Raw genomic sequence first — 22,247 nt, 5'->3', positions numbered from 1 at the left:
GAGCTTGCCATGCTGAACAACAAATCCGCCATCGTCACCGGTTCCACCAGCGGCATCGGCCTGGGCATTGCCCGGGCGCTGGCCGCGCAGGGCGCCAACGTCATGCTGAACGGCTTCGGCGACCCTGCCGCCATCGACGCCATCGCGGCCGAACTGCGCGCGCTGGGCGTGCAGGTGCGCCACAGCGCGGCCGACATGTCGCAGCCGGAACAGATCGCCGCCATGGTGGCCGAGGCCACGGCGGCGTTCGGCGCGGTCGACATCCTGGTCAACAACGCCGGCATCCAGCATACCGCGCCGGTGCACGAATTCCCGCTGGAGAAGTGGGACCAGATCATGGCCATCAACCTGTCCTCCAACTTCCACGCCATCCGCGCCGCGCTGCCGCAGATGCAACAGCGCGGCTGGGGCCGCATCATCAACGTCGCTTCGGTGCACGGGCTGGTGGCGTCGGCCAACAAGTCCGCCTACGTGGCGGCCAAGCACGGCGTGATCGGGCTGACCAAGGCGGTGGCGCTGGAGAACGCGCGCAGCGGCATTACCTGCAACGCGATCTGCCCGGGCTGGGTGCTGACGCCGCTGGTGCAAAAGCAGATCGACGACCTGGCCGCGCGCGAGGGCTTGGGCGCGGACGAAGCGCGCGCCCGGCTGCTGGGCGAAAAGCAGCCCTCGCAGGAATTCGCCACGCCGGAGCAGATCGGCGCGCTGGCCGTGTTCCTGTGCACTGCCGCAGCCGACCAGATCCGCGGCGCGGCCCTGAACATGGACGGCGGTTGGGCTGCGCAATGAGTGGGCCGGGAAGCGGCCGGCAGGATGACCGCCAGTATGCGGACGGCCTGCGCATGCGCAAGCAGGTGATGGGGGAGGCGTTCGTGGCGCGCGCGCTGGAGGGCGCCGCCGCCGCGCCTTTCGCGCAGCCGCTGCAGGACTACATCACGCGCGAGGCATGGGGCACGGTGTGGCAGCGGCCCGGCCTGGACCTGAGGACGCGCAGCCTGGCCACGGTGGCCATGCTGGCGGCCATGGGCCGCACGCACGAGCTGCAAGGCCACGTGCGCGGCGCGCGCAACAACGGCGCCACCGTGGGCGAACTGCAGGAAGTGCTGCTGCACGCCGCCGTGTACTGCGGCGTGCCGCTGGCGGCTGAAGCTTTCCGCGCCGCGCAGCAGGTGCTCGGCGAGGAAGCCCTTACACCACCGAACCGAGCTTGAAGATGGGCAGGTACATGGCGATCACCAGGCCGCCGATCAGCACGCCGAGGATCACCATGATCAGCGGCTCCATCAGGCTCGACAGCGAGGCCACGGCCTCGTCCACTTCATCCTCGAAGAAGTCGGCCACCTTGCCCAGCATGGCGTCCAGCGAGCCGGATTCCTCGCCGATGGACACCATCTGCGTCACCATATTGGGGAACACGTCGGCGTTCTGCATGGCCACCGTCAGGCTGGTGCCGGTGCTCACTTCCTTCTGGATGCGGCGCGTCGCTTCCAGGTAGACGATGTTGCCGGAAGCGCCGCCCACCGAATCGAGCGATTCCACCAGCGGCACGCCGGCCGCGAACATGGTCGACAGCGTGCGCGTCCAGCGCGCGATGGTGGCCTTGCGGATCACGTCGCCGAAGATGGGCAGCTTGAGCAAGGTCACGTCCATGAAGCGCTGCACCTGCGGCGAGCGCTTCCAGGCCTGGAAGAAGAAGTACAGCGAGCCGAACAGGCCGCCGAAGATCAAATACCAGTAGGACACGAAGAATTCGGAAATGGCCATCACCGCCAGCGTGGGCGCGGGCAGGTCGGCGCCGAAGCTGGCGAACACCTGTTTGAACGCCGGCACCACCCAGATCATGATGACGGCGGTGACGATGAAGGCCACGCCCAGGATCGACACCGGGTAGGTCAGCGCGGACTTGATCTTGGCCTTCATGGCCAGCGTCTTTTCCTTGTAGATGGCCAGCCGCGTCAGCAGGTCTTCCAGGATGCCGGCCTGTTCGCCGGCGCCCACCAGGTTGCAGAACAGCGGGTCGAAGTACAGCGGGAACTTGCGGAACGCCTGGTTCAGGCTGGTCCCGGTCTCGATGTCGGCGCGCAAGTCCATCACCAGCTTGGACACCGACGGATTCGAGTGCCCCTTGCCGACGATGTCGAACGACTGCAGCAGCGGCACGCCGGCTTTCATCATGGTGGCCAGCTGGCGCGTGAACAGCGAGATATCCTTGTCGGTGACTTTCTTGCCGCTGCGGTAGACCTTTTTCTTGACCTTGGTCACCATGATGCCCTGGCGCCGCAAGGTCACGTTGACCACCGCCTCGCCGCCGGCGCGCAGTTCGCCGCGCACGGTCTTGCCGGTTTTGTCCTTGCCTTCCCAGGCGAAGATCGATTCTTTGACCGGGTTGCCCGGGGTGCTGGTAGTGGCCATGATTCAGGTCCTATTCATTGGTGCAGCCGAGGACTTCCTCGAGGCTGGTCAGCCCGTTTTTTACTTTGACCAGGCCGGACTGGCGCAGCGACTTGACGCCCTCGCTTTCCGACTGGGCCGCAATCTGCATCGAGTTGCCGTGCGCCAGGATGATGCTCTCGATGGCCGGCGTGATCGGCATGATCTGGTAGATGCCGACCCGGCCCTTGTAGCCGCCGCCGTTGCAGCGTTCGCAGCCCACCGGGCCGTACGGCTTCCAGCTGCCGTCCAGCTCTTCCGGCTTGTAGCCCGCTCTCAGCAGCAAGTCGTTGGAAATGTCCACCGGCTGCTTGCAGCTGCACAGGCGGCGCGCCAGGCGCTGCGCGGTGATCAGGATCACCGACGAGGCGATGTTGAACGGCGCCACGCCCATGTTCATCAAACGCGTCAGGGTGGACGGCGCGTCGTTGGTGTGCAGCGTGGAGAACACCATGTGGCCGGTCTGCGCCGCCTTGATGGCGATGTCGGCCGTTTCCAGGTCGCGGATCTCGCCGACCATGATGATGTCCGGATCCTGGCGCAGGAAGGATTTCAGCGCCACCGGGAAGGTCAGGCCGGCGCGGTCGTTCACGTTCACCTGGTTCACGCCGGGCAGGTTGATCTCGGCCGGGTCTTCGGCGGTGGAGATGTTGATGCCCGGCTTGTTCAGGATGTTCAGGCAGGTGTACAGCGACACCGTCTTGCCCGAGCCGGTCGGCCCGGTCACCAGCACCATGCCGTAGGGGCGCTGGATGGCGTCCAGCAGCAGTTCCTTCTGGTCCGGGTCGTAGCCCAGCGAGTCGATGCCCATCTGGGCCTGGGTCGCGTCCAGGATACGCATCACGGTCTTTTCGCCGAACAGGGTCGGCAGCGTGGACACGCGCAGGTCGATGGTCTTGGTGGGCGAGACGATCAGGCGCATGCGGCCGTCCTGCGGCACGCGCTTTTCCGAGATGTCCAGCTTGGCCAGCACCTTGATGCGCGACACCAGCTTGTCCTTGATCGACACCGGCGGCTGGGCGTGTTCCATCAGCACGCCGTCGACCCGGAAGCGGATGCGGTAGAACTTTTCGAATGGTTCGAAATGCAAGTCCGATGCACCCATGTTAACGGCGTCCATCAGCATCTTGTTCAGGAAGCGCACGATGGGCGCGTCCTCCACTTCGTTGGCGGCCTGCTCGGCGGCGGCCGACGGCGCCTCGGTTTCGTCGGCGAACTGGATGTCCTGCTCGTCGCCGGCCAGCTCGTTCAGGTTCTGCTCGGCGCTGCGGCCCAGGCTGGCCAGCAGCACCAGCAGCGCGTCGTGCGGCACGATCACCGGCTCCACCAGCGATTCGGTCTGGAACTTGATCTGGTCCAGCGCCTGGGTGTTGGTGGGGTCCGAGATCGCCACCGACATCTTGTTGCCGCGCTTGGCCAGCGCGATCACGCGCTGCGCCTGCATCAGCTTGGCGTCGATGATCTTGGGCGGCAGCGCGTCGATGCTGAACGCGGCCAGGTCCATCAGTGGGTAGGCGAAGGTTTCCGAGCAGAAGGAGGCCAGCTCGCGGGCCTGGATGGCGTTACTGGCCAACAAGGTGTCGATAAACGGCAGCTTGTCGGCCAAGGCCTTCTTTTGCAGCGCGTCGGCCTGCGCCGGCGTCAGCCGGCCGGCCTGCATCAAGGCCCGCGCCAGTCCCGCCATGGGGGCGCCGGACGCCGTATTGGGTTGAACTGCTGCCATAGAAGCGCGCTGTCAGGAAAGACTACATAAGGGGGCTGGCACTGTCGCCATCCACCGGATGATGCCCGTGGGCATCACTTTTGTAAAGCAAGATCCCTACCGTGCGCCGATCTATGACAAGCTTATGCGCCGGCCCGTATCAATTTCACGACTTTGATCGCCTGGTTCTGCACCTGCACCACTTCGATGACGCAACCGCCGAGGCGCACGCTGATGGCCGCCTCCGGGATTTCCTGCAGATATTCGAGCAGCACCCCGTTCAATGTTTTCGGTCCGTCCAGTGGGAAGTGTAATCCCAGTCGCTTATTGATGTCACGCAAGGCCGTGGTGCCTTCCAGCAGGCAGTCGCCGGACGCGGTCCAGTTGAAGCTGTCGGCGCGCGCGGCGCCCGGAGTTGATGTCGTAAATTCACCGATCATTTCCTCGATGATATCGTCCAAGGTCACCAGGCCCTGCACTTCGCCGTACTCGTCGACGATGATGCCCAGGCGTTCCTTGTTCTCCTGGAAGTACTGCAGCTGGGCGAACACGCCGGTGTCCTGCGGAATGAAATAGGGCTCGGACAGCAGCGCGCGGAAATGCGCGGCCGTCAGTTCCTCTTCCTGCGTCAGCAGCGCCATCGCCTTGCGCACGTGCAAGATGCCGGCGATCTGGTTGATCTCGCCTTCGTAGACCGGCAGCTTGTTGTGGTAGCAGGTGGTCAGCTGCTGCACGATCTCCTCCACCGGCGCGGCCAGATTGAGCGCCTCGATCTGGGAGCGCGGCGTCATCACGTCCTCGATCGAAATGGCTTCCAGGTCGAACAGGTTGAGCAGGATGCTCTTGTGCTTTTGCGGAATGAAATTGCCGCCCTCCAGCACCAGCGAGCGCAGCTCCTCGGGCGACAGCCGGGTGTCGCGCAGCGGCGTGCCCATCTTGATGCGGAACAGCCTCAGCACCACGCCCACGAACAGGTTGATGAACCAGATCACCGGCTTGGCGGCCGCCATCAGCGGGCGCAGGATGGTGGCCGTGGGCAGGGCGATCTGCTCGGGGTAGGTGGCGCCTATCATCTTGGGAGAGATCTCGGCGAACACCACCAGCAAGAAGGTCATGCAGGCGGTGGAGGCCACGATCAGCCATTCGTCGTAGCCGAAGGTGTGGATCACGATGGCCGTGACCAGCGCGATGGCGGTGGCGTTGATCAGCGTGTTGGCGATCAGCACCAGCGACAGCAGCTTGTCAGTGCGGTCGAGCAGCCACAGCGTGGCCAGCGCGCGCCGGCTGCCGCGCTTGGCCTGGTGGCGCAAACGGTAGCGGTTGGCCGCCATCAGGGCGGTTTCGGCCATGGCGAAGAACGCCGAGCATAGGATCAGGAAAGCAAGCGCAAGAAATTGCGCCCATATGGGAACGGTATCCAATGGGTCACCGTGAAGAAACTGGCATGGGGAATAGCTGGTCAGGCGTGGCCGGCCCAGAGCGGGAAGCTGCACAATGCGGCTTCAGAGCTGTGGATTTTAAGTCAAGCCCAGCCGGGGTGCAAGCCGGACCCGCTTTGCGCCGCTATAATCCGGCCATGGACCTTCCATATCCCCCTGCCGGCGCGGCCCTGCGGCTGGCCCTGCCGCCGCCGCCGGCGTTGTCCGGCCTGCTGCATCATTTCCATATCGAATATGCCAGCGCGGGCCGGGTGGTGGTGCCGGCTTCGCCGCTGGCCCAGCTGACCTTTTTCATCGACGGCGGCTCGCTTCTTCCTCCAGAGCGAGGCCGGCAAGCCCAACAACGCCTGTTGAACCAGGCCTTCGTGTGCGGGCCGATGTCGCGCGCCATGCCCGCCGAGTGGCAGGCGGGCACCACCTTCGTCAGCGCGCTGATCGAGCCGTCCCGCTTCAGCGGCCTGTTCGGCGTGCCCTTGAACCAACTGCTGAACCTGCCCGTGCCGCTGGACGACGCGGTTCCCGGCCTGCCGTACCGCGAACTGCAGGAGCGCCTGCTGGCCACGCGCGACGCGGCGCGCTGGGTGGAACTGATCTCGGACTGGCTGCTGCGGCTGGCCGCGCGCCGCGAGGACGCCTTGCGCGCGGCCTTCCGCCTGCCCGCCGCGCTGCTGTTCAGTCCGGCCGAAAGCATTGCCTTGCAGCACGGTATCAGCGTGCGCCAGTTCGAGCGGCGCTTCCTGGCCGCCTACGGCCAGAACCTGCGCGACAGCCGCCGCCTGGCGCGCTATGCGCGCGCGCTGGCGATGATGATGTCGTGTCCGCAGCCCCTGCCGCGCGGGCAACTGACCCGCATCGCCATGGATGCCGGCTACCACGACCAGGCCCACATGGTGCGCGACTTCAGCGAACTGCTGGGCCAGGCGCCCGGCGGCGTACTGGCCGGGCCGGAGACCGGCGAGCTGCGCCTGCTGCGCTACGACGCGCATTCCCGGCCGGCGGTGGTGCAGGGCTGGTGACATTTCCCCCAAGTGTCGTGTCGGTACAATGAAGCGCGCGCCTTTCCCTCTATCGTGCGCTGAAACGACACAGGGGGAATGCGATGAATGAAACGACTGGCTTGCCGACGCTGGAAGGCGACGGCTTCATACTGACATCGGTGGACGGCCTGCTGCACGCGGCCAAGAGCGACAGCCTGTGGTATCTGAGCTTCGGGCTGGCCTGCTGCGCGGTGGAGATGATGCAGGCCGCCGCCGCGCGCTACGACATGGACCGCTTCGGCATGGTGCCGCGCCCGTCGCCGCGCCACGCCGACCTGATGATCATCTCCGGCACGCTGACCAACAAGATGGCGCGCGCCGTGCGCCGCTCCTACGACCAGATGCCGGAGCCGCGCTACGTGGTGTCGATGGGCTCGTGCGCCAACGGCGGCGGCTACTACCACTACAGCTATTCGGTGGTGCGCGGCTGCGACCGCATCGTGCCGGTCGACATCTATGTGCCCGGCTGCCCGCCCACGCCGGAAGCGCTGCTGTACGGCCTGCTCCAGCTGCAGAACAAGATACGCGGCCCCAGGGCCGGGCGGCTGCCGAACGAGATCGCGCGCTGACACTTGCCGGCAGCGGCCGCCGGCAGCGTAAAATTGCAATTCCGAACACGAGGAGAATTGCATGATGACGTTGCGCGCCCGCCGCCTGGCCCTTGCCGTATCGATGAGTTTCGCGCCTTGCGCCGCCTGGGGCGCCACCCTGACGGTGGGGCCTGGCATGGCCTATGCGCGGCCCTGCCAGGCCTTTGCCGCCGCCCGCAGCGGCGACACGGTGGAGATCGAGGCCGGACTGTATCCGGGCGAGGTGTGCCGCATCACGCCCAGCTTCCTCACCATACGCGGCGTGCGCGGCCGCGCGCGCATCGACGCGCAGGGGCGGGGCGCGGAAGGCAAGGGCGCGTGGATCATCGCGGGCAACGACGTCACGGTGGACAACGTGGAGATCTTCAACACCAAGGTGTCCGACAAGAACGGCGCGGCGCTGCGCATCGAGGGCAACAACTTCACGCTGAAGAACAGCTTTTTGCACGACAACGAGAACGGCGTGCTGACCGGCGCCTCGCCCACCAGCCGCATCGTGATCGAAAACAGCGAGTTCGGCCGCAACGGCGACGGCAGCGGCCAGACCCACAACATCTACGTGGGCGACGTGGCCAGCCTGACCTTCCGCTTCAATTATTCGCACGACGCCAACATCGGCCACAACCTGAAATCGCGCGCGCGCATCAACACCATCATGTACAACCGCTTCTCCAGCCTGGCGCCGGGCGAGAAGGGTTCCACCGCCGCCGGCCGGCCCAGTTTCGAGATCGACCTGCCGAACGCGGGCGCGGCCTATGTGCTGGGCAACGTCATCGAGCAGCCGGCCGACAACGACAACAATACCCTGCTGGCCTACGGCAACGAGGCCAGCAGCGCGAACGACATGCTGTACGTGGTGAACAACACCTTCATCAACGACGACAAGCGCAACGGCGTGTTCGTGCGGGTGCATGAGCGCATCAAGACGCCGGCCCACATCCAGAACAACATCTTCGCGGGCAAGGGCATCATTACCAACCAGGCCAGGGCCATCGACCGGCGCAACTACGCGGCCATGGAAGTCGATTTCGTCGACCGCGCCAGCTACAACCTGGTGCCGACCGAGAACGCGAAGATCATCAACGCCGGCGCCGAGCCGCCGATGCTGCCGTCCGGCGTGGCGCTGCGGCCCATCATGCAGTACAAGCACCCGGCCGGCGGCATGCCGCGCCCGGTGCTGGGCGCGCTCGACATCGGCGCCTACCAGGCGGTGATCGTGGAGAAGAGCAAGAAGAGCTGGTATGAGGGCTTGCTGAAGTAGACGGCGCGGCGTCAGCCCAGCATGCGCAGGAAGGCGCTGATCACCGGCGCGTTGGTCAGGTCGATCAGGAAGCCGCCGGTGGGCGGTACGATGGTGGTGGCGCGCGGCGCCGGCCCGCGCTGGCGCGTGATGGCGTCCATCGCGGCGACGGCGGTGGCGGTGGAGCCGATGCCGTAGCCCGCCAGGCCGGCCGTGGCCACGCCCGCTTCGTGGCTGCGGCCCAGCAGCGGCCACGCGATGGCGGCGCAAAACAGCAAGGTCAATGCAATGTTGACGGCCAGGATGGCGAGCATGGGGCCGGCCACCGAGGCCAGGTCGGCCAGGTTCAGCGCGGCCAGCGTCACGGCCAGGAACAGCGGCAGCAGCACGGCGGCGATGCGGGCAATGGTCTCGCCGCGCAGCCAGGTGCCGCCCAGCGCGTCATGGACGGCGCGCACCGCGAAGCCCAGCAGCAGCGCGCCCATGTAGGCGGGCAGGGCGGCGCCGGCGCGGTCCAGTCCGAAGCTCACCCAGGCGCCGGCCTTCACGCAGGCCGCCACCAGCAGCAAGTGCAGCAGTGCGCCGCGCCCCAGCGCCGCCAGCGCGCGCACGTCCGCGAAGAAATTGGCCACGGCGGGCGCCGGCTTTGCGCCTTCGGCCGTTACGCTTGCGGCCGCAGCGCTTGGCGCCGCAATGGGCGACACGTTGCGCAGCAGCCACGCGCCCAGCGGGCCGGACAGCAGCGCGCCCGCCACCAGGCCGAAGGTCGCGGCCGACGCGCCGATGGCGGCAGCCGACGCCAGCCCGGCCTGCTCGAAGCGCGATGCGAATCCGAGCGCCGTGCCATGCCCGCCAACCAAGGTCAGCGAGCCGCACGCCACGCCCAGCAGGGCCGGCGCGCCCAGTGCAAGCGCCACCGCCACGCCCGCCGCATTCTGCAGCGCCGACAGCGCCGTGGTCGCCAGCAGCAGCACCAGCAGCATCCGTCCGCCGCCCAGCAGCACGCGCAGCGGCGCGCCCAGTCCCACGCAAGTGAAGAAGGCGATCAGCAGCGGCAGATTGAGGTTCTTGGCCGGCCGCGCCAGCCATTCAGTATCCGGCGTCACCAGCCAGGTCCACCATCCGGCGCTGACCTTGGTGCCGAAACCGACGTTGGCCAGTCCGGACAAATTGATGCACAGGCAGGCTGTGCTGAATAGCAGCCCGCCCGCGACGGGGACGGGAATATTGATGCGCGCCAGCAGCGGTATCCGCCTCAGCAGCCATTCGCCCAGCAGCAGGATGGGGACGGCGAGCAGCAGCAGATACCAGGGGGAATATGCCGGCGTCATCGGCCGCTTATTTCTTGGCGCTCAGGCATTCCTTCATGAAGGCCTTGCGTTCATCGCCCTTCTTGCCGGCGGCGTCGGCATTGCAGGTTTTCATCTTGTCCTGCTGCGTGGCGGGGGCGGCCGGCTTGGCGCTCAGGCACTCCTTCATGAAAGCCTTGCGCTCATCGCCTTTTTTGCCGGCGGCGTCGGCATTGCAGGTGGCCATCTTGGACTGCTGCGAATTCTTCGGCGCCGAAGCGGCAGGCGCTGCCTCAGGCGCAGCGTATGCCGAGGCGGCAAAACCGAAAGCAGTGAAAGCGGCAACAGCAGCAGCAATAATTTTTTTCATGTCGTATTCCTGTAAAGTTGAGTGGCGGAACTGCTAAGGCTAACTATACGACAGTATTTCTGAATTCATGTTACTTAAGTGTATTTGAAGCAACACAACGTAAAGGAGCGAGCGATGCAAACTTTGACCAAGCGGAAATTGACGATGGCCGCCGCAGCGGCCCTGGTGCTGGCGGTCGCCAGCGGTTGCAGCACCACCCCGGCGGCGCCGTCGAACGCCGCGCTGACCGGCACGTCCTGGCAGCTGGCCGACCTGGGCGGCCAGCCCGCCGGCAAGCAGTCCTTACAGTTCGACGCGTCGAAAGGCATGGTGTCCGGCAATGGCGGCTGCAACAACTTCAGCGGCGCCTACCAGTGGAGCGGCAAATCCCTGAAGATGGGTCCGCTCGCCTCGACCCGCCGCGCCTGCGCGGAAGAATCCGCCAGCCGCCAGGAAACCGCCTACCTGCAGGCGCTCGACGCCACCCGCACCTGGCAGGTGGACGGCAAAACCCTCATCCTCAGCGGCGACAGCGGCCAATTGGCCCGCTTTACCGCACAGTAGGCCACCTGCGTTATTATTTGCTCACCAATATTTCCTGCGGGAGTAGCGATGAGCAAACGGGCTGGCGGTTTGAAGGTGGCGGGGGCGGCGCTGCGGGTTGTACTGATGGCGCTGGCGGCGGGGGCGGCCGGGAACGCGGCGGCGGCCGGGGCGGGCAAGCCGGACCAGGCGCTGCTGGCCAAGGCTGAGCAGGCCAGGCCGGAGGCGCTCAAGCTGCTCGAGCGCCTCGTCAATATCGACTCGGGCACCTTCAACGGGCCCGGCCTGGACCGGGTCGGCGCCATCGCGCAGGAGGAGCTGAAGCGGCTGGGCGCGCAGGTGGAAACCTTCGCCGCCACGCCCGCGCTGAGCCGCAACATCCAGGCCACCTTCACCGGCAGCGGCAAGGGCCGCATCCTGCTGGTGGCGCACCTGGATACCGTGTTCCCGGACGGCGCAGCCGCCGCGCGGCCGTTCCGCATCGAAGGCGCGCGCGCCTACGGTCCCGGCATCATGGACGACAAGGGCGGCATCGTCATCGCGCTGGCGGCGCTGAAGATATTGAAGCAGTCCGGCGACACCGGCTACGGCAAGATCACCGTGCTGCTCAACACCAACGAGGAAACCGGCTCGCACGGCACCCGCGCGCTGATGGAGAAGCTGTCCAAGGAGCACGACGTGGCGCTGAACCTGGAGCCGGGCCGTCCGGCCGACGGCCTGGTGGTGGTGCGCAAGGGTAGCGGCGAGATTGCGCTGGAAGTGACCGGCAAGGCGGCCCACGCCGGCGTGGCGCCGGACTCGGGCCGCAACGCGGCCATGGAGGCGGCGCACCAGATGCTGCAGCTGTCCAGGCTGGCCGATCCGGCCAAACAGACCACCGTCAATTTCACCGTCATCAAGTCCGGCGAGCGCAGCAACGTGATCCCCGACCTGGCCACCGCGCAGGCGGACGTGCGGGTGGCGGTGCCGGAGGAATTCGACCGCGTGGAGCAGGACCTGGCGCGCATCTCGGCCAACCGCCTGATCCCGGACACCAAGGTCAGCGCCACGCTGCGGCGCGGTTTCCCGCCGATGCCGAAAAGCCCGGTCACGGACGCGGTGGCCGCCAAGGCGCAGGCGGTGTATGGGGAACTGGGCCGCAAGCTGACCCTGGAAAGCTCCGGCGGCGCGGCCGACGCCAGCCTCACCTACGCGGCCGGCGTGCCCACCATCGACGGGCTGGGGATAGTCGGCGGCGCGATACACACGCCGGAGGAATACGCGGAAGTGGAGTCCATCGCGCCGCGCGTGTACCTGCTGGCGCGGCTGATTCAGGAGTATGGACGGTAGCGTCAGGCCTTGGCCAGCAGCGCGATGGCGGCGCTGGTGGCGCCGGCGATGATGTCTTCGCGGTAGCCGGCGTCTTCCTTGCTGTGCGCGGTGTAGGCCGCGATGACGATGGGCGCCTGGCCGGGCGGCCAGATCACGGCGATGTCGTTGCGCGCGCCGTAGGCGCCGCCGCCGGTCTTGTCGCCCACGGTCCAGCCGGCCGGCGTGCCGGCGCGGATCAGCTTGCCTCCCGTGGTGTTGCCCACCAGCCAGTCCTTCAGCTGCCGGCGCTGCGGCGCGGGCAGCGCGTCGCCCACCACCAGCGCCTGCAGGCTGCGCATCATCGCCAGCGGCGTGGTGGTGTCGCGCGGGTCGCCCGGGATGGCGCTGTTCAGCTCGGTTTCCCAGCGGTCCAGCCGGAACTCGGTATCGCCGATGCTGCGCGCATACGCCGTCACGGCTTCCGGGCCGCCCAGCACTTTCATCAGCAGGTTGGCGGCCGGGTTGTCGCTGTACTGCACTGTGGCCGCGCACAGTTCCGCCACCGTCATGCCCTTGGCAAGGTTCTTTTCGGTAATGGGCGCGTGCGGCACCAGGTCTTTTTGCGTGTAGCTGATGCGCCGGTTCAACAGCGCCGCGTCGCTGGTGCTGCGTTGCAGGATGGCGCCGGCCAGCATCGCCTTGAAGGTGCTGCACACCGGAAAGCGTTCGCCCGCGCGGTGGCCGACTAGCTTGCCGTTGCCCAGGTTGATCGCCGAAACGCCCAGGCGTCCGCCCAGGTCCTTCTCCAGCGCCGCGAAGGCGGTCAGGGGCGCGTCGGGCGCATCGGCGGCCAGCGCGTCCAGGCTCATGAGGAAGGGGGTGAGGGCGGTGGCGCCCAGGAAGGATCGACGTTGCATCAGCTGCCTCGGTAGGTGGAATAGGACCACGGCGTGACCACCAGTGGCACGTGATAATTCTGCGCCGGATCGGCAATGCCGAACGCCAGCGTCACGAGATCGATAAATCGCGGGGATGGCAATGCCACGCCCTGGCCGGCGAAATAGTCGCCCGCGTTGAACACCAGTTCATACTGGCCGGCCTTCATGCTGTCGCCTTCCAGCAGCGGCGTGGCGCAGCGGCCGTCGGCGTTGGTGATATCCATCTTCAGCAGGACCTTGCCCTCCGGCCTGACTTCAAACAGCGCCACTTTCACCCCTGCGCCCGGCTTGCCGGCGGCGGTGTCGAGCACGTGCGTACTGAGCTTTCCCATAGTGCTTCCTATATCCGTTGAATGAATCACGATATCGTATAAAACCTATACTGATGTCGGCAATGCCATATATTATTGGCGGATGAGCACTTACGACAACTACCCCCGCGACATGATCGGCTACGGCCGCACTCCACCCCATGCGCAATGGCCGGGCGGCGCCCGCGTGGCGCTGCAGTTCGTCCTCAATTACGAAGAGGGGGGCGAGAACAACGTGCTGCACGGCGACCCCGCTTCGGAAACTTTCCTGTCCGAGATCATAGGCGCTGCCGCGTTTCCGATGCGCCACCTTAGCATGGAGACCATTTACGAGTACGGCTCGCGCGCCGGCTTGTGGCGCCTGTTGCGCATGTTCGAGGAACGCAAGCTGCCGCTGACCATTTTCGGCGTCTCCATGGCGCTCAAGCGCAATCCGGAGGCGGTGGCCGCCTTCCTGGAGCTGAACCACGAAATCGCCTGCCACGGCCTGCGCTGGATTTCCTACCAGAACGTGGACGAGGCCACCGAGCGCGCCCACATGAAGGAAGCGGTCGAGATCATCAAGGAGCTGACCGGCAGCGCGCCGCAGGGCTGGTACACCGGCCGCGATTCGCCCAATACCCACAAGCTGGTACTGGAGCACGGCGGCTTCCGCTATGACGCCGACCATTACGGCGACGACCTGCCGTTCTGGCTGCCCGTGGCGCACAAGAACGAAGCCGGGCTGGACGTGGTCAGCCAGCAACTGATCGTGCCGTACACGCTGGACACCAACGACATGCGCTTTGCCGCCATGCAGGGTTTCAACTCCGGCACCCAGTTCTTCGACTACCTGAAGGACGCATTCGACACGCTGTACGCCGAGGGCGATCCGGACGGCCTGAACCGGCCGAAAATGCTGTCCATCGGCCTGCATTGCCGCCTGATCGGCCGTCCCGGCCGCGCCGCCGCGCTGGCGCGTTTCCTGGACTACGTGCAGAGCGTGGACAAAGTGTGGATCACGCGCCGCATCGATATCGCCGAGCATTGGCACGCCACCCATCCATACGCCGGGTGATATTCATTTTTACGCATATCTGACATCATCCGAATAATATAAGTAACGAGGGCCGTGAACTGCTAACCTTGTAATCTGGGATAACGCCGAGGCTACAATGTCAGAACCGATTCGTTTTTACTACCGGGGCGCCGTGCATGAAGTCAGCGCGGCGTCGCCGACGCAGACCGTGCTGCAGCATTTGCGCGAGGATTTGCACTGCACCGGCACCAAGGAAGGCTGCGCCGAAGGCGACTGCGGCGCCTGCACGGTGGTGGTCGGTTCGCTGGTGGACGGCAAGGTCGAGCTCAAAGCCGTCAATTCCTGCATCCAGTTCACCCCCACGCTGGACGGCAAAGCCCTGTTCACCGTGGAAGACCTGCAGCAGCCGGACGGCGCGCTGCACCCGGTGCAGCAGGCGCTGGTGGAATGCCACGGCTCCCAATGCGGTTTCTGCACCCCCGGTTTCGCCATGTCGCTGTGGGGCATGTACCTGAAAAACGACGCCAAGCCCTGTCCGCGCAAGGAGGTCGACGACGCCCTGTCCGGCAACCTGTGCCGCTGCACCGGCTACCGCCCCATCATCGAAGCCGCGCAACGCATGACCGAGTTGCCCAAGGTTGAATTCGACCGCGCCGCCGTGGCGCAGCAGCTGGAAGCGCTCAAGCGCGACAAGCTGGCCACCTACAGCGTCGGCGAGCGCCATTTCCACGCCCCGCGCACCCTGGACGAACTGGCCGAACTGCGCGCCGGCCGCCCATCCGCACTGATACTGGCCGGTTCCACCGACGTCGGCCTGTGGGTCACCAAGCAGATGCGCGAGCTGAACGACATCATCTACCTCGGCCACGTCGACGCGCTGAAGACCGTTGCCGAAGTCGGCGGCATGCTGGAAATCGGCGCCGGCGTATCGCTGAACGACGCCTACGCCTCGCTGTGCCAGCACTATCCCGACCAGCTGGGCGAAATGTGGCAGCGCTTCGCCTCGCTGCCAATCCGCAACGCGGGCACCCTGGGCGGCAACGTCGCCAACGGTTCGCCCATCGGCGACTCCATGCCGTGGATGATCGCGCTGGGCAGCGAAGTGGTGCTGCGCGGCCCGGCCGGCACCCGCACGCTGGCGCTGGAAGCGTTCTATCTGGACTACCAGAAGAAGGACCTGCGCCCGGACGAATTCGTGCAGGCCGTGCGCGTGCCGCTGCCAAGTTCCGGCGTGCAGTTCCGCACCTACAAGCTGGCCAAGCGCTTCGACCAGGACATCTCCGCCGTGTGCGCCGCCTTCGCCTTCACGCTGGACGCGGGCGTCGTGCGCGAAGCCCGCATCGCCTTCGGCGGCATGGCCGCCACGCCCAAGCGCGCCGCGCTGGCCGAGGCCGCGCTGAACGGCAAGCCGTGGAGCGAGGACAACCTCGCCATCGCCATGGACGCGCTGGCGCAGGACTACAAGCCGCTGAGCGACATGCGCGCCTCCAGCGAATACCGCATGAAGACTGCGCAGAACCTGCTGCGCCGCTTCTGGTTCGAAACCCGTGTCGACGCGCCGCTTGCGGCGAATGCCGTGAACGCATTCGCCTGCCGCGCGTAAAAGAAGAGGAGCCGCCATGAACCATCCCGGCGCAAGCGATATCAAAGCCATGGCGTGGACCGCCGTCGGCCTGGGCAAACCGCACGAATCGGCCGAACTGCACGTGCTCGGCCAGGCCACCTACACCGACGACATTCCCGAGCTGCGCGGCACCCTGCACGCCGCGCTCGGCCTGTCGTCCAAGGCGCACGCCAACATCCTCGCCGTGGACCTGGACGCGGTGCGCGCTTCGCCCGGCGTGGCGGCGGTCTATACGGTGAACGACATCCCCGGCACCAACGACTGCGGCCCCATCATCCACGACGATCCCATCCTGGCCGACGGCAAGGTGGAATACGTGGGCCAGCCCATCTTCATCGTGGTGGCGGACACGCACGACAACGCCCGCCGCGCCGCGCGCCGCGCCAGCGTCACCTACGAAGAGCTGCCCGCCATCCTCACGCCGCAAGCGGCCAAGGCTGCGCAGTCCTACGTGCTGCCGCCGATGCAGCTGAAACGCGGCGACTACCAGGCCGCGTTCGAAAAGGCGCCGCGCACCGTGAAGGGCACGCTGTACGTGGGCGGCCAGGAGCAGTTCTACCTGGAAGGGCAGATCGCCTACGCCATTCCGAAAGAGCAGAACGGCATGCAGATCCTGTGCTCCACGCAGCACCCGAGCGAAATGCAGCACGTGGTGGCGCATGCGCTGGGCGTGCATTCGCATAATATTCAGGTCGAGTGCCGCCGCATGGGCGGCGGGTTCGGCGGCAAGGAATCGCAGTCCGCGCTGTGGTGCGCCGCTGCGGCCATCGCCGCGAAGAAGTCCGGCCGCCCGGTCAAGCTGCGCGCCGACCGCGACGACGACATGCTCGTTACCGGCAAGCGCCACTGCTTCTACTACGAGTATGAAGTGGGCTACGGCGACGACGGCAAGATCATCGCCGCCAAGGTGGACATGGTGTCGCGCGCCGGCTACTCGGCCGACCTGTCCGGCCCCGTCGCCACGCGCGCGGTCTGCCACTTCGACAATACCTACTACCTGAGCGACGTGGACATCCGCGCCGCCTGCGGCAAGACCAACACGCAGTCGAACACCGCCTTCCGCGGCTTCGGCGGCCCGCAGGGCGCCATCGCCATCGAATACATCATCGACGAAATCGCGCGCGAGCTGGGGCAGGACGCGTACGACATCCGCCGCCTGAATTTCTACGGCAAGGAGGAGCGCAACGTCACGCCTTACGGCCAGGTCATCGTCGACAACGTGATCGCCGAGCTGACGGCGGAACTGGAGCAGAGCAGCGAATACCGCGCGCGCCGCGCCGCCGTGGCCGAGTACAACGCCGCCAGTCCGCTGCTGAAGAAGGGCCTGGCGCTCACGCCGCTCAAGTTCGGCATCGCCTTCAACGTCACGCACCTGAACCAGGCCGGCGCGCTTGTGCACGTCTACGTGGACGGCTCGGTGCTGGTCAACCACGGCGGCACCGAGATGGGGCAGGGCATCAACACCAAGGTGCTGCAGGTGGTGGCGCATGAGCTGGGCCTGGACCTGGAACATGTGCGCATCACCGCCACCGACACCACCAAGGTCGCCAACACCTCCGCCACCGCCGCCTCCACCGGCGCGGACCTGAACGGCAAGGCCGCGCAGGACGCCGCGCGCCAGATCCGCGAGCGCCTGGCCGCCTATGCGGTCAAGCTGTACGGCGGCGACGCGGCGGCGGTGCAGTTCTACGACAACCGCATCCACGTCAACGGCCACGCCGTGCCGTTCGCGGAACTGGTGCAGAAGGCTTACCTGGCGCGGGTGCAGCTGTGGTCGGACGGCTATTACGCCACGCCGCACCTGCACTGGGACCCGAAGACCATGAACGGCCATCCGTTCTCCTACTACGCTTACGGCGCGGCCGTATCCGAAGTGGTGGTGGACACGCTCACCGGCGAATGGAAGCTGCTGCGCGCGGACGCGCTGTACGACGCCGGCCAGTCGCTGAACCCGGCCATCGATATCGGCCAGGTTGAAGGCGCCTTCATCCAGGGCATGGGCTGGCTCACCACCGAGCAACTGTGGTGGAACGCGGGCGGCAAGCTGATGACGCACGCGCCGTCCACCTACAAGATTCCCGGCGTGTCCGATTGCCCGGAGGACTTCCGCGTGCGCCTGTACGAGAACCGCAACGTGGAGGACAGCATCCACCGTTCCAAGGCCGTGGGCGAGCCGCCGCTGCTGCTGCCGTTCTCGGTGTTCTTCGCCATCCGCGACGCCGTTTCGGCCGTGGGCGGCCACAAGGTCAACCCGCCGCTGAACGCACCGGCGACTTCCGAAGAAATCCTCAAGGCCATTGCCGCTGTTGAGGTGGCTGTGAAACGCGGCGGTGAAATAAGATGAGCGACTGGCTGACAGATCCCTCGGCACCGGCGGTGCTGATTACCGTGGCGCGCGTGGAAGGCTCCGGCCCGCGCGAGGCCGGCACCAAGATGCTGGTGACGGCGGACCGCGAACTCGACACCATCGGCGGCGGCCACCTGGAAATGCGCGCCATCGACATTGCCCGAGAGATGCTTGCCGGGCAAGCCGTGCGCTACGAGCGCTTTGCGCTCGGCCCCAGCCTGGGCCAGTGCTGCGGCGGCGTGGTCTACCTGCTGTTCGAGCGCGTCGATACGCGCCTGGGCGCCGTCATGGCCGCGCTGCGCGAGCGCCGCCGCGAAGACTGCTGGCGCCTGACCGCCATCGACGGCCCGGCCGCCGTGGCCCTGTTCGACATGCACGGCCAGCCCCTGTCGTCGGCGTCCGCCGCCGCGCTGCCCGCTTTCGCGCGCGACCGTGGCGCCCACCTGATGCAGGACGCCGCCGGCCGCCGCTGGATGGTGGACCCCATCCTGGCGCCGCGCGCGCACTTGACCCTGTTCGGGGCGGGCCACGTCGGCGCCGCCATCGTGCGCGCCCTGGCGGAACTGCCGTGCACCGTCACCTGGGTGGACGAACGCGAGGACATGTTCCCCGCCGATATCCCGGCCAACGTCACGGTGGAGGCGAGCGAGCTGCCCGAAGCCTGCGTGGCCGAAGCGCCGCCCAACAGCAGCTACCTGGTGCTGACCCACAACCACGCGCTCGACCAGCGCCTCACCGAAACCATCCTGCAGCGCCAGGACGTGTACTGGTTCGGCCTGATCGGCTCCAAGACCAAGCGCATGCAGTTCGAGCACCGCCTGCAGGCGAAGGGCATCGACCAGGCCCGCATTGACGCCATGGTGTGCCCGATCGGCATTGCCGGCATCACCAACAAGGCGCCCGCCGTGATTGCCGCTTCCGTGTGCGCCCAGTTGCTGGGCGTGTGGGAACAGCAGGACGCCGAACGCATGCCGAAACCCATCAGCCAGACCGCGACCCTGCTGCGCGCAGCCGGTTCCACGCAGTACAAAGTTTAGAAAGACCCCTATGCAAACGACCCAGGTGCAAGCCTACCGTGCAGGCTTGCTGCACTTTCACGCCGATCCGGCCTTCACGCCCGGCGCCCACCACTGGCACGAGGACGGCCTGCTGGTGGTCGCCGATGGCAAGGTGCAGGCGGCCGGCGACTACGCCGCGCTGCACGCCGCGCTGCCGCCCGGCACGGTGGTGCACGACTATCGCGGCAAGGTGATCACGCCCGGCTTCATCGACACCCACGTGCACTATCCGCAGACCGACATGATCGCCTCGCCGGCGCCCGGGCTGCTGCCCTGGCTGAACACCTACACCTTCCCGACCGAGCGCCAGTTCGAGGACCCGGCGCACGCCGCCGCCACCGCCGAATTCTTCCTCGACGAGCTGCTGCGGGTGGGCACCACCACGGCCATGGTGTACTGCACCGTGCATCCGCAATCGGTGGACGCCTTCTTCGAAGCCAGCGAAAAGCGCAATCTGCGCATGGTGGCCGGCAAGGTGCTGATGGACCGCCACTGCCCGACCTTCCTGCAGGACTGCGCCGAGACCGGCGGCCGCGAAAGCGAAGAGCTGATCAAGCGCTGGCACAACCGCGGCCGCGCGCAGTACGCCATCACGCCGCGCTTTGCGCCCACCTCCACCGAAGCCCAGCTGGGCGTGGCAGGCGAACTGGCGCGCGCCTATCCGGACACCTATATCCAGACCCACGTATCCGAGAACGAGGACGAAGTGAAGTGGGTGCGCGAGCTGTTCCCGCAGGCGCGCAGCTACCTGGACGTGTACGACGGCTACGGCATGCTGCGTCCGCGCGCCATGTACGGCCACTGCATCTGGCTGGACGAGGGCGACCGCCGCCGCATGGCCGAGACGCAGGCCGCCGCCGCCGTGTGCCCGACCTCCAACCTGTTCCTGGGCAGCGGCCTGTTCGACTTCGAGCGCGCCGACCAGGCCGGGATGCTGCTGTCGCTGGCCACGGACGTAGGCGGGGGCACCTCGTTCTCCATGTTGCAAACCATGAACGAAGCCTATAAAGTAGCGCGCTTGAAGGGCAGTTACCTGCCGGCGCTGCGCATGTTCTACCTGGCCACGCTGGGAGCGGCCCGCAGCATGCAGCTGGAAGGCACGATAGGCAGTTTCACGGCAGGCGCGGAGGCGGACTTCGTGGTGCTGGACCCGCAAGCGACGCCGCTGCTGGCGCGCCGCACGGGCCACACCGAAAGCCTGGAAGAGCTGCTGTTCGCGCTGGCCCTGCTGGGCGACGACCGCACCGTGGCCGCCACCTATTCCGCCGGCAGGGAGGTACACCGCCGCGCATAACCAATAAAGGGTTCTTGATGAAGCACACTTTCCCGAAACTGATGATGGCGCTGGCCGTAACGGCCGCCTGCAACGCGCAAGCGCAAAAAGCCGCGCCGAGCGCCAACGAGCAGGCCACCAGCCGCCACTTCGCGTCGCTGGTTTCGGGCAGCCAGCCCAAGTCGGCCGAGCTGACTTTGTTCTTCACCATGATGCCCAAGGGCGGCGACCTGCACCATCACTACTCGGGCGCCATCTACGCCGAGCAGTTCCTGCAGTGGGTGGACAAGCAGGGCTACTGCGTCTACAAGAGCAACTACCAGATCGAAAGCGACGCCGGCAAGCTGGCGCTGGAACGCGCCGCATCGCCGGCCACGCGCACCTGCATCAGCGGCGAAGCCGTCATGCTGGACAACGGCATGCTGGCCGAGCTGCTGCAACGCTGGGGCACCAAGGACTTCTACAACCACAGCGGCCAGCAAACCCCGCCCGACCGCACCTTCTTCGACACCTTCGGCTACTTCAACCCGGTGGCATCGACCAACACCGCCGAAGGCCTGCGCACGCTGAAGCAGCGCGCCATCAATGAAAACGTCAGCTACATCGAAACCGTGTTCGAGCTGGCGCCGTTCACCGCCAACGCCGACTTCGACAAGGCCGTGCTGGCCCCGGGCCTGGACAGCGCCGCGCTGAACGCCAGGCTGGAAGCGCTGCTGCCGGTGCTGGACAAGGACGCCGCCTGGACCGGCTGGCTGGACGCCTACAAAAAGAATGTCGACACCTCCAGCGCCGGCATCGACGACGAGCAGTTCACCATGCGCTACCAGCCCTTCGTGCTGCGTTTCCTGTCGCCGTCGCAAGTGTTCTCGTCCATGGTGTCGGCCTTCAAGCTGGCGCGCGAGAACCCGAAAGTGGTGGGCGTGAATATTGTCGGACAGGAAAGCACCTACGTTTCCATGCGCGACTACAAGCTGCACATGCAGATGTTCAAATTCCTGAAAGCCAAGTACCCGGACGTGAAGCTGGCGCTGCACGCGGGCGAGCTCGCGCTGGGCATGGTGCCGCCGGAAGGCCTGCAGTCGCACATTGCGGACGCCGTCCACGTGGCCGGCGCCAGCCGCATCGGCCACGGCATGGACATCGCCCACGAAACGAACGCGCTGGCCACCATGAAAGCCATGCGCGAGCGCGGCATCGCGGTGGAAGTGAACCTGACCAGCAATGATTTCATTCTTGGCATCAAGGGCGACGCGCATCCGGTCACATTGTTCCGCAAATACGGCGTGCCGTTTGTCATTTCCACCGACGACGCCGGCGTCTCGCGTAACAATCTGGCCAATGAGTACGTGCTGTTCGCCAGCCGCTATCCAACCTCGTACGCGGAAGTAAAGAAACTGTCATATGACAGCATTCGCTACTCCTTCCTGGCCGCTGCTGAAAAACAACGCTTGACCGCACAGCTGGACAGCCGTTTCAAGAAGTTTGAGGCCGATGTGGCCGCCAGCGCCGCCGTTGCCGCCTCCCCCGGCGCGGCGCGCCCGCGCTGATGTAATAATCGGTATCCCGCCGGAAGCGCCCAAGTTTCCAGCCGGATACCGTAGTTTCCCGACAAGTTTGTGGTCGTTATGCCACAGATAAGCATTCTTTCATGAAAGAAACCCATGAAAGAATTTCATCCGCTTGACGAAACCCTTATAATTCCGCCCGTATAGGTCACGCGACCGGCACGTCCACGTCTTCCAACTTCTGCTTTTCTCTCGCTTCTTTCC

Annotated in this window: 20 protein-coding genes; 13 read left to right on the top strand and 7 right to left on the bottom strand. The window is 66.3% G+C overall.

Annotation, left to right across the window (positions count from 1 at the left end; genetic code table 11):
* The first annotated feature begins 9 nt into the window (after nt 1-9).
* Both AC56DV_RS25515 and AC56DV_RS25510 read left to right on the top strand, forming a co-directional pair.
* Nucleotides 10-789: a 3-hydroxybutyrate dehydrogenase gene (locus tag AC56DV_RS25515; RefSeq protein ID WP_496317013.1), complete on the top strand. Its 780-nt coding sequence runs from the start codon at nt 10-12 to the stop codon at nt 787-789.
* Nucleotides 786-1,211, top strand: coding sequence for a carboxymuconolactone decarboxylase family protein (locus AC56DV_RS25510; RefSeq protein WP_496317012.1), 426 nt, complete (start codon nt 786-788; stop codon nt 1,209-1,211). The genes AC56DV_RS25515 and AC56DV_RS25510 overlap by 4 nt, the downstream gene beginning before the upstream one ends.
* On the opposite strand, the gene AC56DV_RS25505 is transcribed toward AC56DV_RS25510, so the two are convergent.
* The 3 genes from AC56DV_RS25505 to AC56DV_RS25495 form a co-directional block, all read right to left on the bottom strand.
* Complete coding sequence (locus AC56DV_RS25505) at nt 1,189-2,412, bottom strand: type II secretion system F family protein (protein ID WP_496317011.1); 1,224 nt, start codon at nt 2,410-2,412, stop codon at nt 1,189-1,191. The genes AC56DV_RS25510 and AC56DV_RS25505 overlap by 23 nt on opposite strands.
* A 10-nt stretch (nt 2,413-2,422) precedes the next feature.
* Nucleotides 2,423-4,153: a type IV-A pilus assembly ATPase PilB gene (gene pilB, locus AC56DV_RS25500; protein ID WP_496317010.1), complete on the bottom strand. Its 1,731-nt coding sequence runs from the start codon at nt 4,151-4,153 to the stop codon at nt 2,423-2,425.
* A gap of 122 nt (nt 4,154-4,275) precedes the next feature.
* Complete coding sequence (locus AC56DV_RS25495; RefSeq protein ID WP_496317009.1) at nt 4,276-5,553, bottom strand: HlyC/CorC family transporter; 1,278 nt, start codon at nt 5,551-5,553, stop codon at nt 4,276-4,278.
* Nucleotides 5,554-5,708: 155 nt separating this feature from the next.
* Between AC56DV_RS25495 and AC56DV_RS25490 the strand changes: the two genes are divergently transcribed.
* The 3 genes from AC56DV_RS25490 to AC56DV_RS25480 all read left to right on the top strand — a co-directional run bounded on the left by AC56DV_RS25490 (nt 5,709) and on the right by AC56DV_RS25480 (nt 8,459).
* Nucleotides 5,709-6,587 (top strand): helix-turn-helix domain-containing protein, encoded by an 879-nt coding sequence (locus AC56DV_RS25490; protein ID WP_496317008.1) that lies wholly within the window; start codon nt 5,709-5,711, stop codon nt 6,585-6,587.
* 83 nt (nt 6,588-6,670) lie between these two features.
* Nucleotides 6,671-7,177 (top strand): NuoB/complex I 20 kDa subunit family protein, encoded by a 507-nt coding sequence (locus tag AC56DV_RS25485; RefSeq protein WP_496317007.1) that lies wholly within the window; start codon nt 6,671-6,673, stop codon nt 7,175-7,177.
* Between the two features lie 61 nt (nt 7,178-7,238).
* A complete protein-coding gene (locus AC56DV_RS25480; protein WP_496317006.1) occupies nt 7,239-8,459 on the top strand; it encodes a right-handed parallel beta-helix repeat-containing protein in 1,221 nt (406 codons plus the stop codon).
* Between the two features lie 11 nt (nt 8,460-8,470).
* Here the strand turns inward: AC56DV_RS25480 and AC56DV_RS25475 are convergent, their stop codons facing one another.
* Nucleotides 8,471-9,769, bottom strand: a complete 1,299-nt coding sequence (locus AC56DV_RS25475) for a sodium/glutamate symporter (RefSeq protein WP_496317005.1) — start codon at nt 9,767-9,769, stop codon at nt 8,471-8,473.
* Between the two features lie 7 nt (nt 9,770-9,776).
* Entirely contained in the window at nt 9,777-10,097 is a 321-nt protein-coding gene (locus tag AC56DV_RS25470; RefSeq protein ID WP_496317004.1) for a PsiF family protein, read from the bottom strand.
* Between the two features lie 114 nt (nt 10,098-10,211).
* Between AC56DV_RS25470 and AC56DV_RS25465 the strand changes: the two genes are divergently transcribed.
* The gene (locus AC56DV_RS25465) at nt 10,212-10,640 is read left to right on the top strand and encodes an META domain-containing protein (protein ID WP_496317003.1); all 429 of its coding nucleotides are present in this window, start codon (nt 10,212-10,214) and stop codon (nt 10,638-10,640) included.
* 48 nt (nt 10,641-10,688) lie between these two features.
* Nucleotides 10,689-11,948: a glutamate carboxypeptidase gene (locus AC56DV_RS25460; protein ID WP_496317002.1), complete on the top strand. Its 1,260-nt coding sequence runs from the start codon at nt 10,689-10,691 to the stop codon at nt 11,946-11,948.
* Between the two features lie 2 nt (nt 11,949-11,950).
* Here AC56DV_RS25460 and bla read toward each other — a convergent pair whose 3' ends face one another.
* Both bla and uraH read right to left on the bottom strand, forming a co-directional pair.
* On the bottom strand, nt 11,951-12,826 hold the full coding sequence (bla, locus tag AC56DV_RS25455; protein WP_496317001.1) for a class A beta-lactamase: 876 nt from the start codon (nt 12,824-12,826) through the stop codon (nt 11,951-11,953).
* Nucleotides 12,826-13,179, bottom strand: coding sequence for a hydroxyisourate hydrolase (gene uraH, locus AC56DV_RS25450; protein WP_496317000.1), 354 nt, complete (start codon nt 13,177-13,179; stop codon nt 12,826-12,828). The genes bla and uraH overlap by 1 nt, the downstream gene beginning before the upstream one ends.
* Nucleotides 13,180-13,261: 82 nt before the next feature.
* Here uraH and puuE point away from each other — a divergent pair, with 82 nt between their 5' ends.
* From puuE to AC56DV_RS25420, 6 genes are all read left to right on the top strand, one after another.
* Nucleotides 13,262-14,215, top strand: a complete 954-nt coding sequence (gene puuE / locus AC56DV_RS25445) for an allantoinase PuuE (RefSeq protein WP_496316999.1) — start codon at nt 13,262-13,264, stop codon at nt 14,213-14,215.
* Nucleotides 14,216-14,312: 97 nt separating this feature from the next.
* The gene (xdhA, locus tag AC56DV_RS25440; protein WP_496316998.1) at nt 14,313-15,779 is read left to right on the top strand and encodes a xanthine dehydrogenase small subunit; all 1,467 of its coding nucleotides are present in this window, start codon (nt 14,313-14,315) and stop codon (nt 15,777-15,779) included.
* Between the two features lie 16 nt (nt 15,780-15,795).
* The gene (gene xdhB / locus AC56DV_RS25435; protein WP_496316997.1) at nt 15,796-18,144 is read left to right on the top strand and encodes a xanthine dehydrogenase molybdopterin binding subunit; all 2,349 of its coding nucleotides are present in this window, start codon (nt 15,796-15,798) and stop codon (nt 18,142-18,144) included.
* Nucleotides 18,141-19,184 (top strand): xanthine dehydrogenase accessory protein XdhC, encoded by a 1,044-nt coding sequence (xdhC, locus tag AC56DV_RS25430; RefSeq protein WP_496316996.1) that lies wholly within the window; start codon nt 18,141-18,143, stop codon nt 19,182-19,184. Before xdhB ends, xdhC begins: the two co-directional genes overlap by 4 nt.
* A 10-nt stretch (nt 19,185-19,194) precedes the next feature.
* Complete coding sequence (gene guaD, locus AC56DV_RS25425; RefSeq protein ID WP_496316995.1) at nt 19,195-20,499, top strand: guanine deaminase; 1,305 nt, start codon at nt 19,195-19,197, stop codon at nt 20,497-20,499.
* A gap of 17 nt (nt 20,500-20,516) precedes the next feature.
* Complete coding sequence (locus AC56DV_RS25420) at nt 20,517-22,025, top strand: adenosine deaminase family protein (RefSeq protein WP_496316994.1); 1,509 nt, start codon at nt 20,517-20,519, stop codon at nt 22,023-22,025.
* The last annotated feature ends 222 nt before the right edge of the window (nt 22,026-22,247 follow it).

The sequence above is a fragment of the Massilia sp. BGA-UO-ETr-WB1 genome, assembly GCF_059567845.1.
The sequence above is the reverse complement of the archived record's forward strand: the minus strand, read 5'-3'. Positions and strand labels throughout refer to the sequence as shown.

Coding starts and splice junctions, on each gene's coding strand:
- AC56DV_RS25515 (WP_496317013.1), top strand. CDS start 10: ATGCTGAACAACAAATCCGCCATCGTCACCGGTTCCACCAGCGGCATC.
- AC56DV_RS25510 (WP_496317012.1), top strand. CDS start 786: ATGAGTGGGCCGGGAAGCGGCCGGCAGGATGACCGCCAGTATGCGGAC.
- AC56DV_RS25505 (WP_496317011.1), bottom strand. CDS start 2,412: ATGGCCACTACCAGCACCCCGGGCAACCCGGTCAAAGAATCGATCTTC.
- pilB (WP_496317010.1), bottom strand. CDS start 4,153: ATGGCAGCAGTTCAACCCAATACGGCGTCCGGCGCCCCCATGGCGGGA.
- AC56DV_RS25490 (WP_496317008.1), top strand. CDS start 5,709: ATGGACCTTCCATATCCCCCTGCCGGCGCGGCCCTGCGGCTGGCCCTG.
- AC56DV_RS25485 (WP_496317007.1), top strand. CDS start 6,671: ATGAATGAAACGACTGGCTTGCCGACGCTGGAAGGCGACGGCTTCATA.
- AC56DV_RS25480 (WP_496317006.1), top strand. CDS start 7,239: ATGATGACGTTGCGCGCCCGCCGCCTGGCCCTTGCCGTATCGATGAGT.
- AC56DV_RS25475 (WP_496317005.1), bottom strand. CDS start 9,769: ATGACGCCGGCATATTCCCCCTGGTATCTGCTGCTGCTCGCCGTCCCC.
- AC56DV_RS25470 (WP_496317004.1), bottom strand. CDS start 10,097: ATGAAAAAAATTATTGCTGCTGCTGTTGCCGCTTTCACTGCTTTCGGT.
- AC56DV_RS25465 (WP_496317003.1), top strand. CDS start 10,212: ATGCAAACTTTGACCAAGCGGAAATTGACGATGGCCGCCGCAGCGGCC.
- AC56DV_RS25460 (WP_496317002.1), top strand. CDS start 10,689: ATGAGCAAACGGGCTGGCGGTTTGAAGGTGGCGGGGGCGGCGCTGCGG.
- bla (WP_496317001.1), bottom strand. CDS start 12,826: ATGCAACGTCGATCCTTCCTGGGCGCCACCGCCCTCACCCCCTTCCTC.
- uraH (WP_496317000.1), bottom strand. CDS start 13,179: ATGGGAAAGCTCAGTACGCACGTGCTCGACACCGCCGCCGGCAAGCCG.
- puuE (WP_496316999.1), top strand. CDS start 13,262: ATGAGCACTTACGACAACTACCCCCGCGACATGATCGGCTACGGCCGC.
- xdhA (WP_496316998.1), top strand. CDS start 14,313: ATGTCAGAACCGATTCGTTTTTACTACCGGGGCGCCGTGCATGAAGTC.
- xdhB (WP_496316997.1), top strand. CDS start 15,796: ATGAACCATCCCGGCGCAAGCGATATCAAAGCCATGGCGTGGACCGCC.
- xdhC (WP_496316996.1), top strand. CDS start 18,141: ATGAGCGACTGGCTGACAGATCCCTCGGCACCGGCGGTGCTGATTACC.
- guaD (WP_496316995.1), top strand. CDS start 19,195: ATGCAAACGACCCAGGTGCAAGCCTACCGTGCAGGCTTGCTGCACTTT.
- AC56DV_RS25420 (WP_496316994.1), top strand. CDS start 20,517: ATGAAGCACACTTTCCCGAAACTGATGATGGCGCTGGCCGTAACGGCC.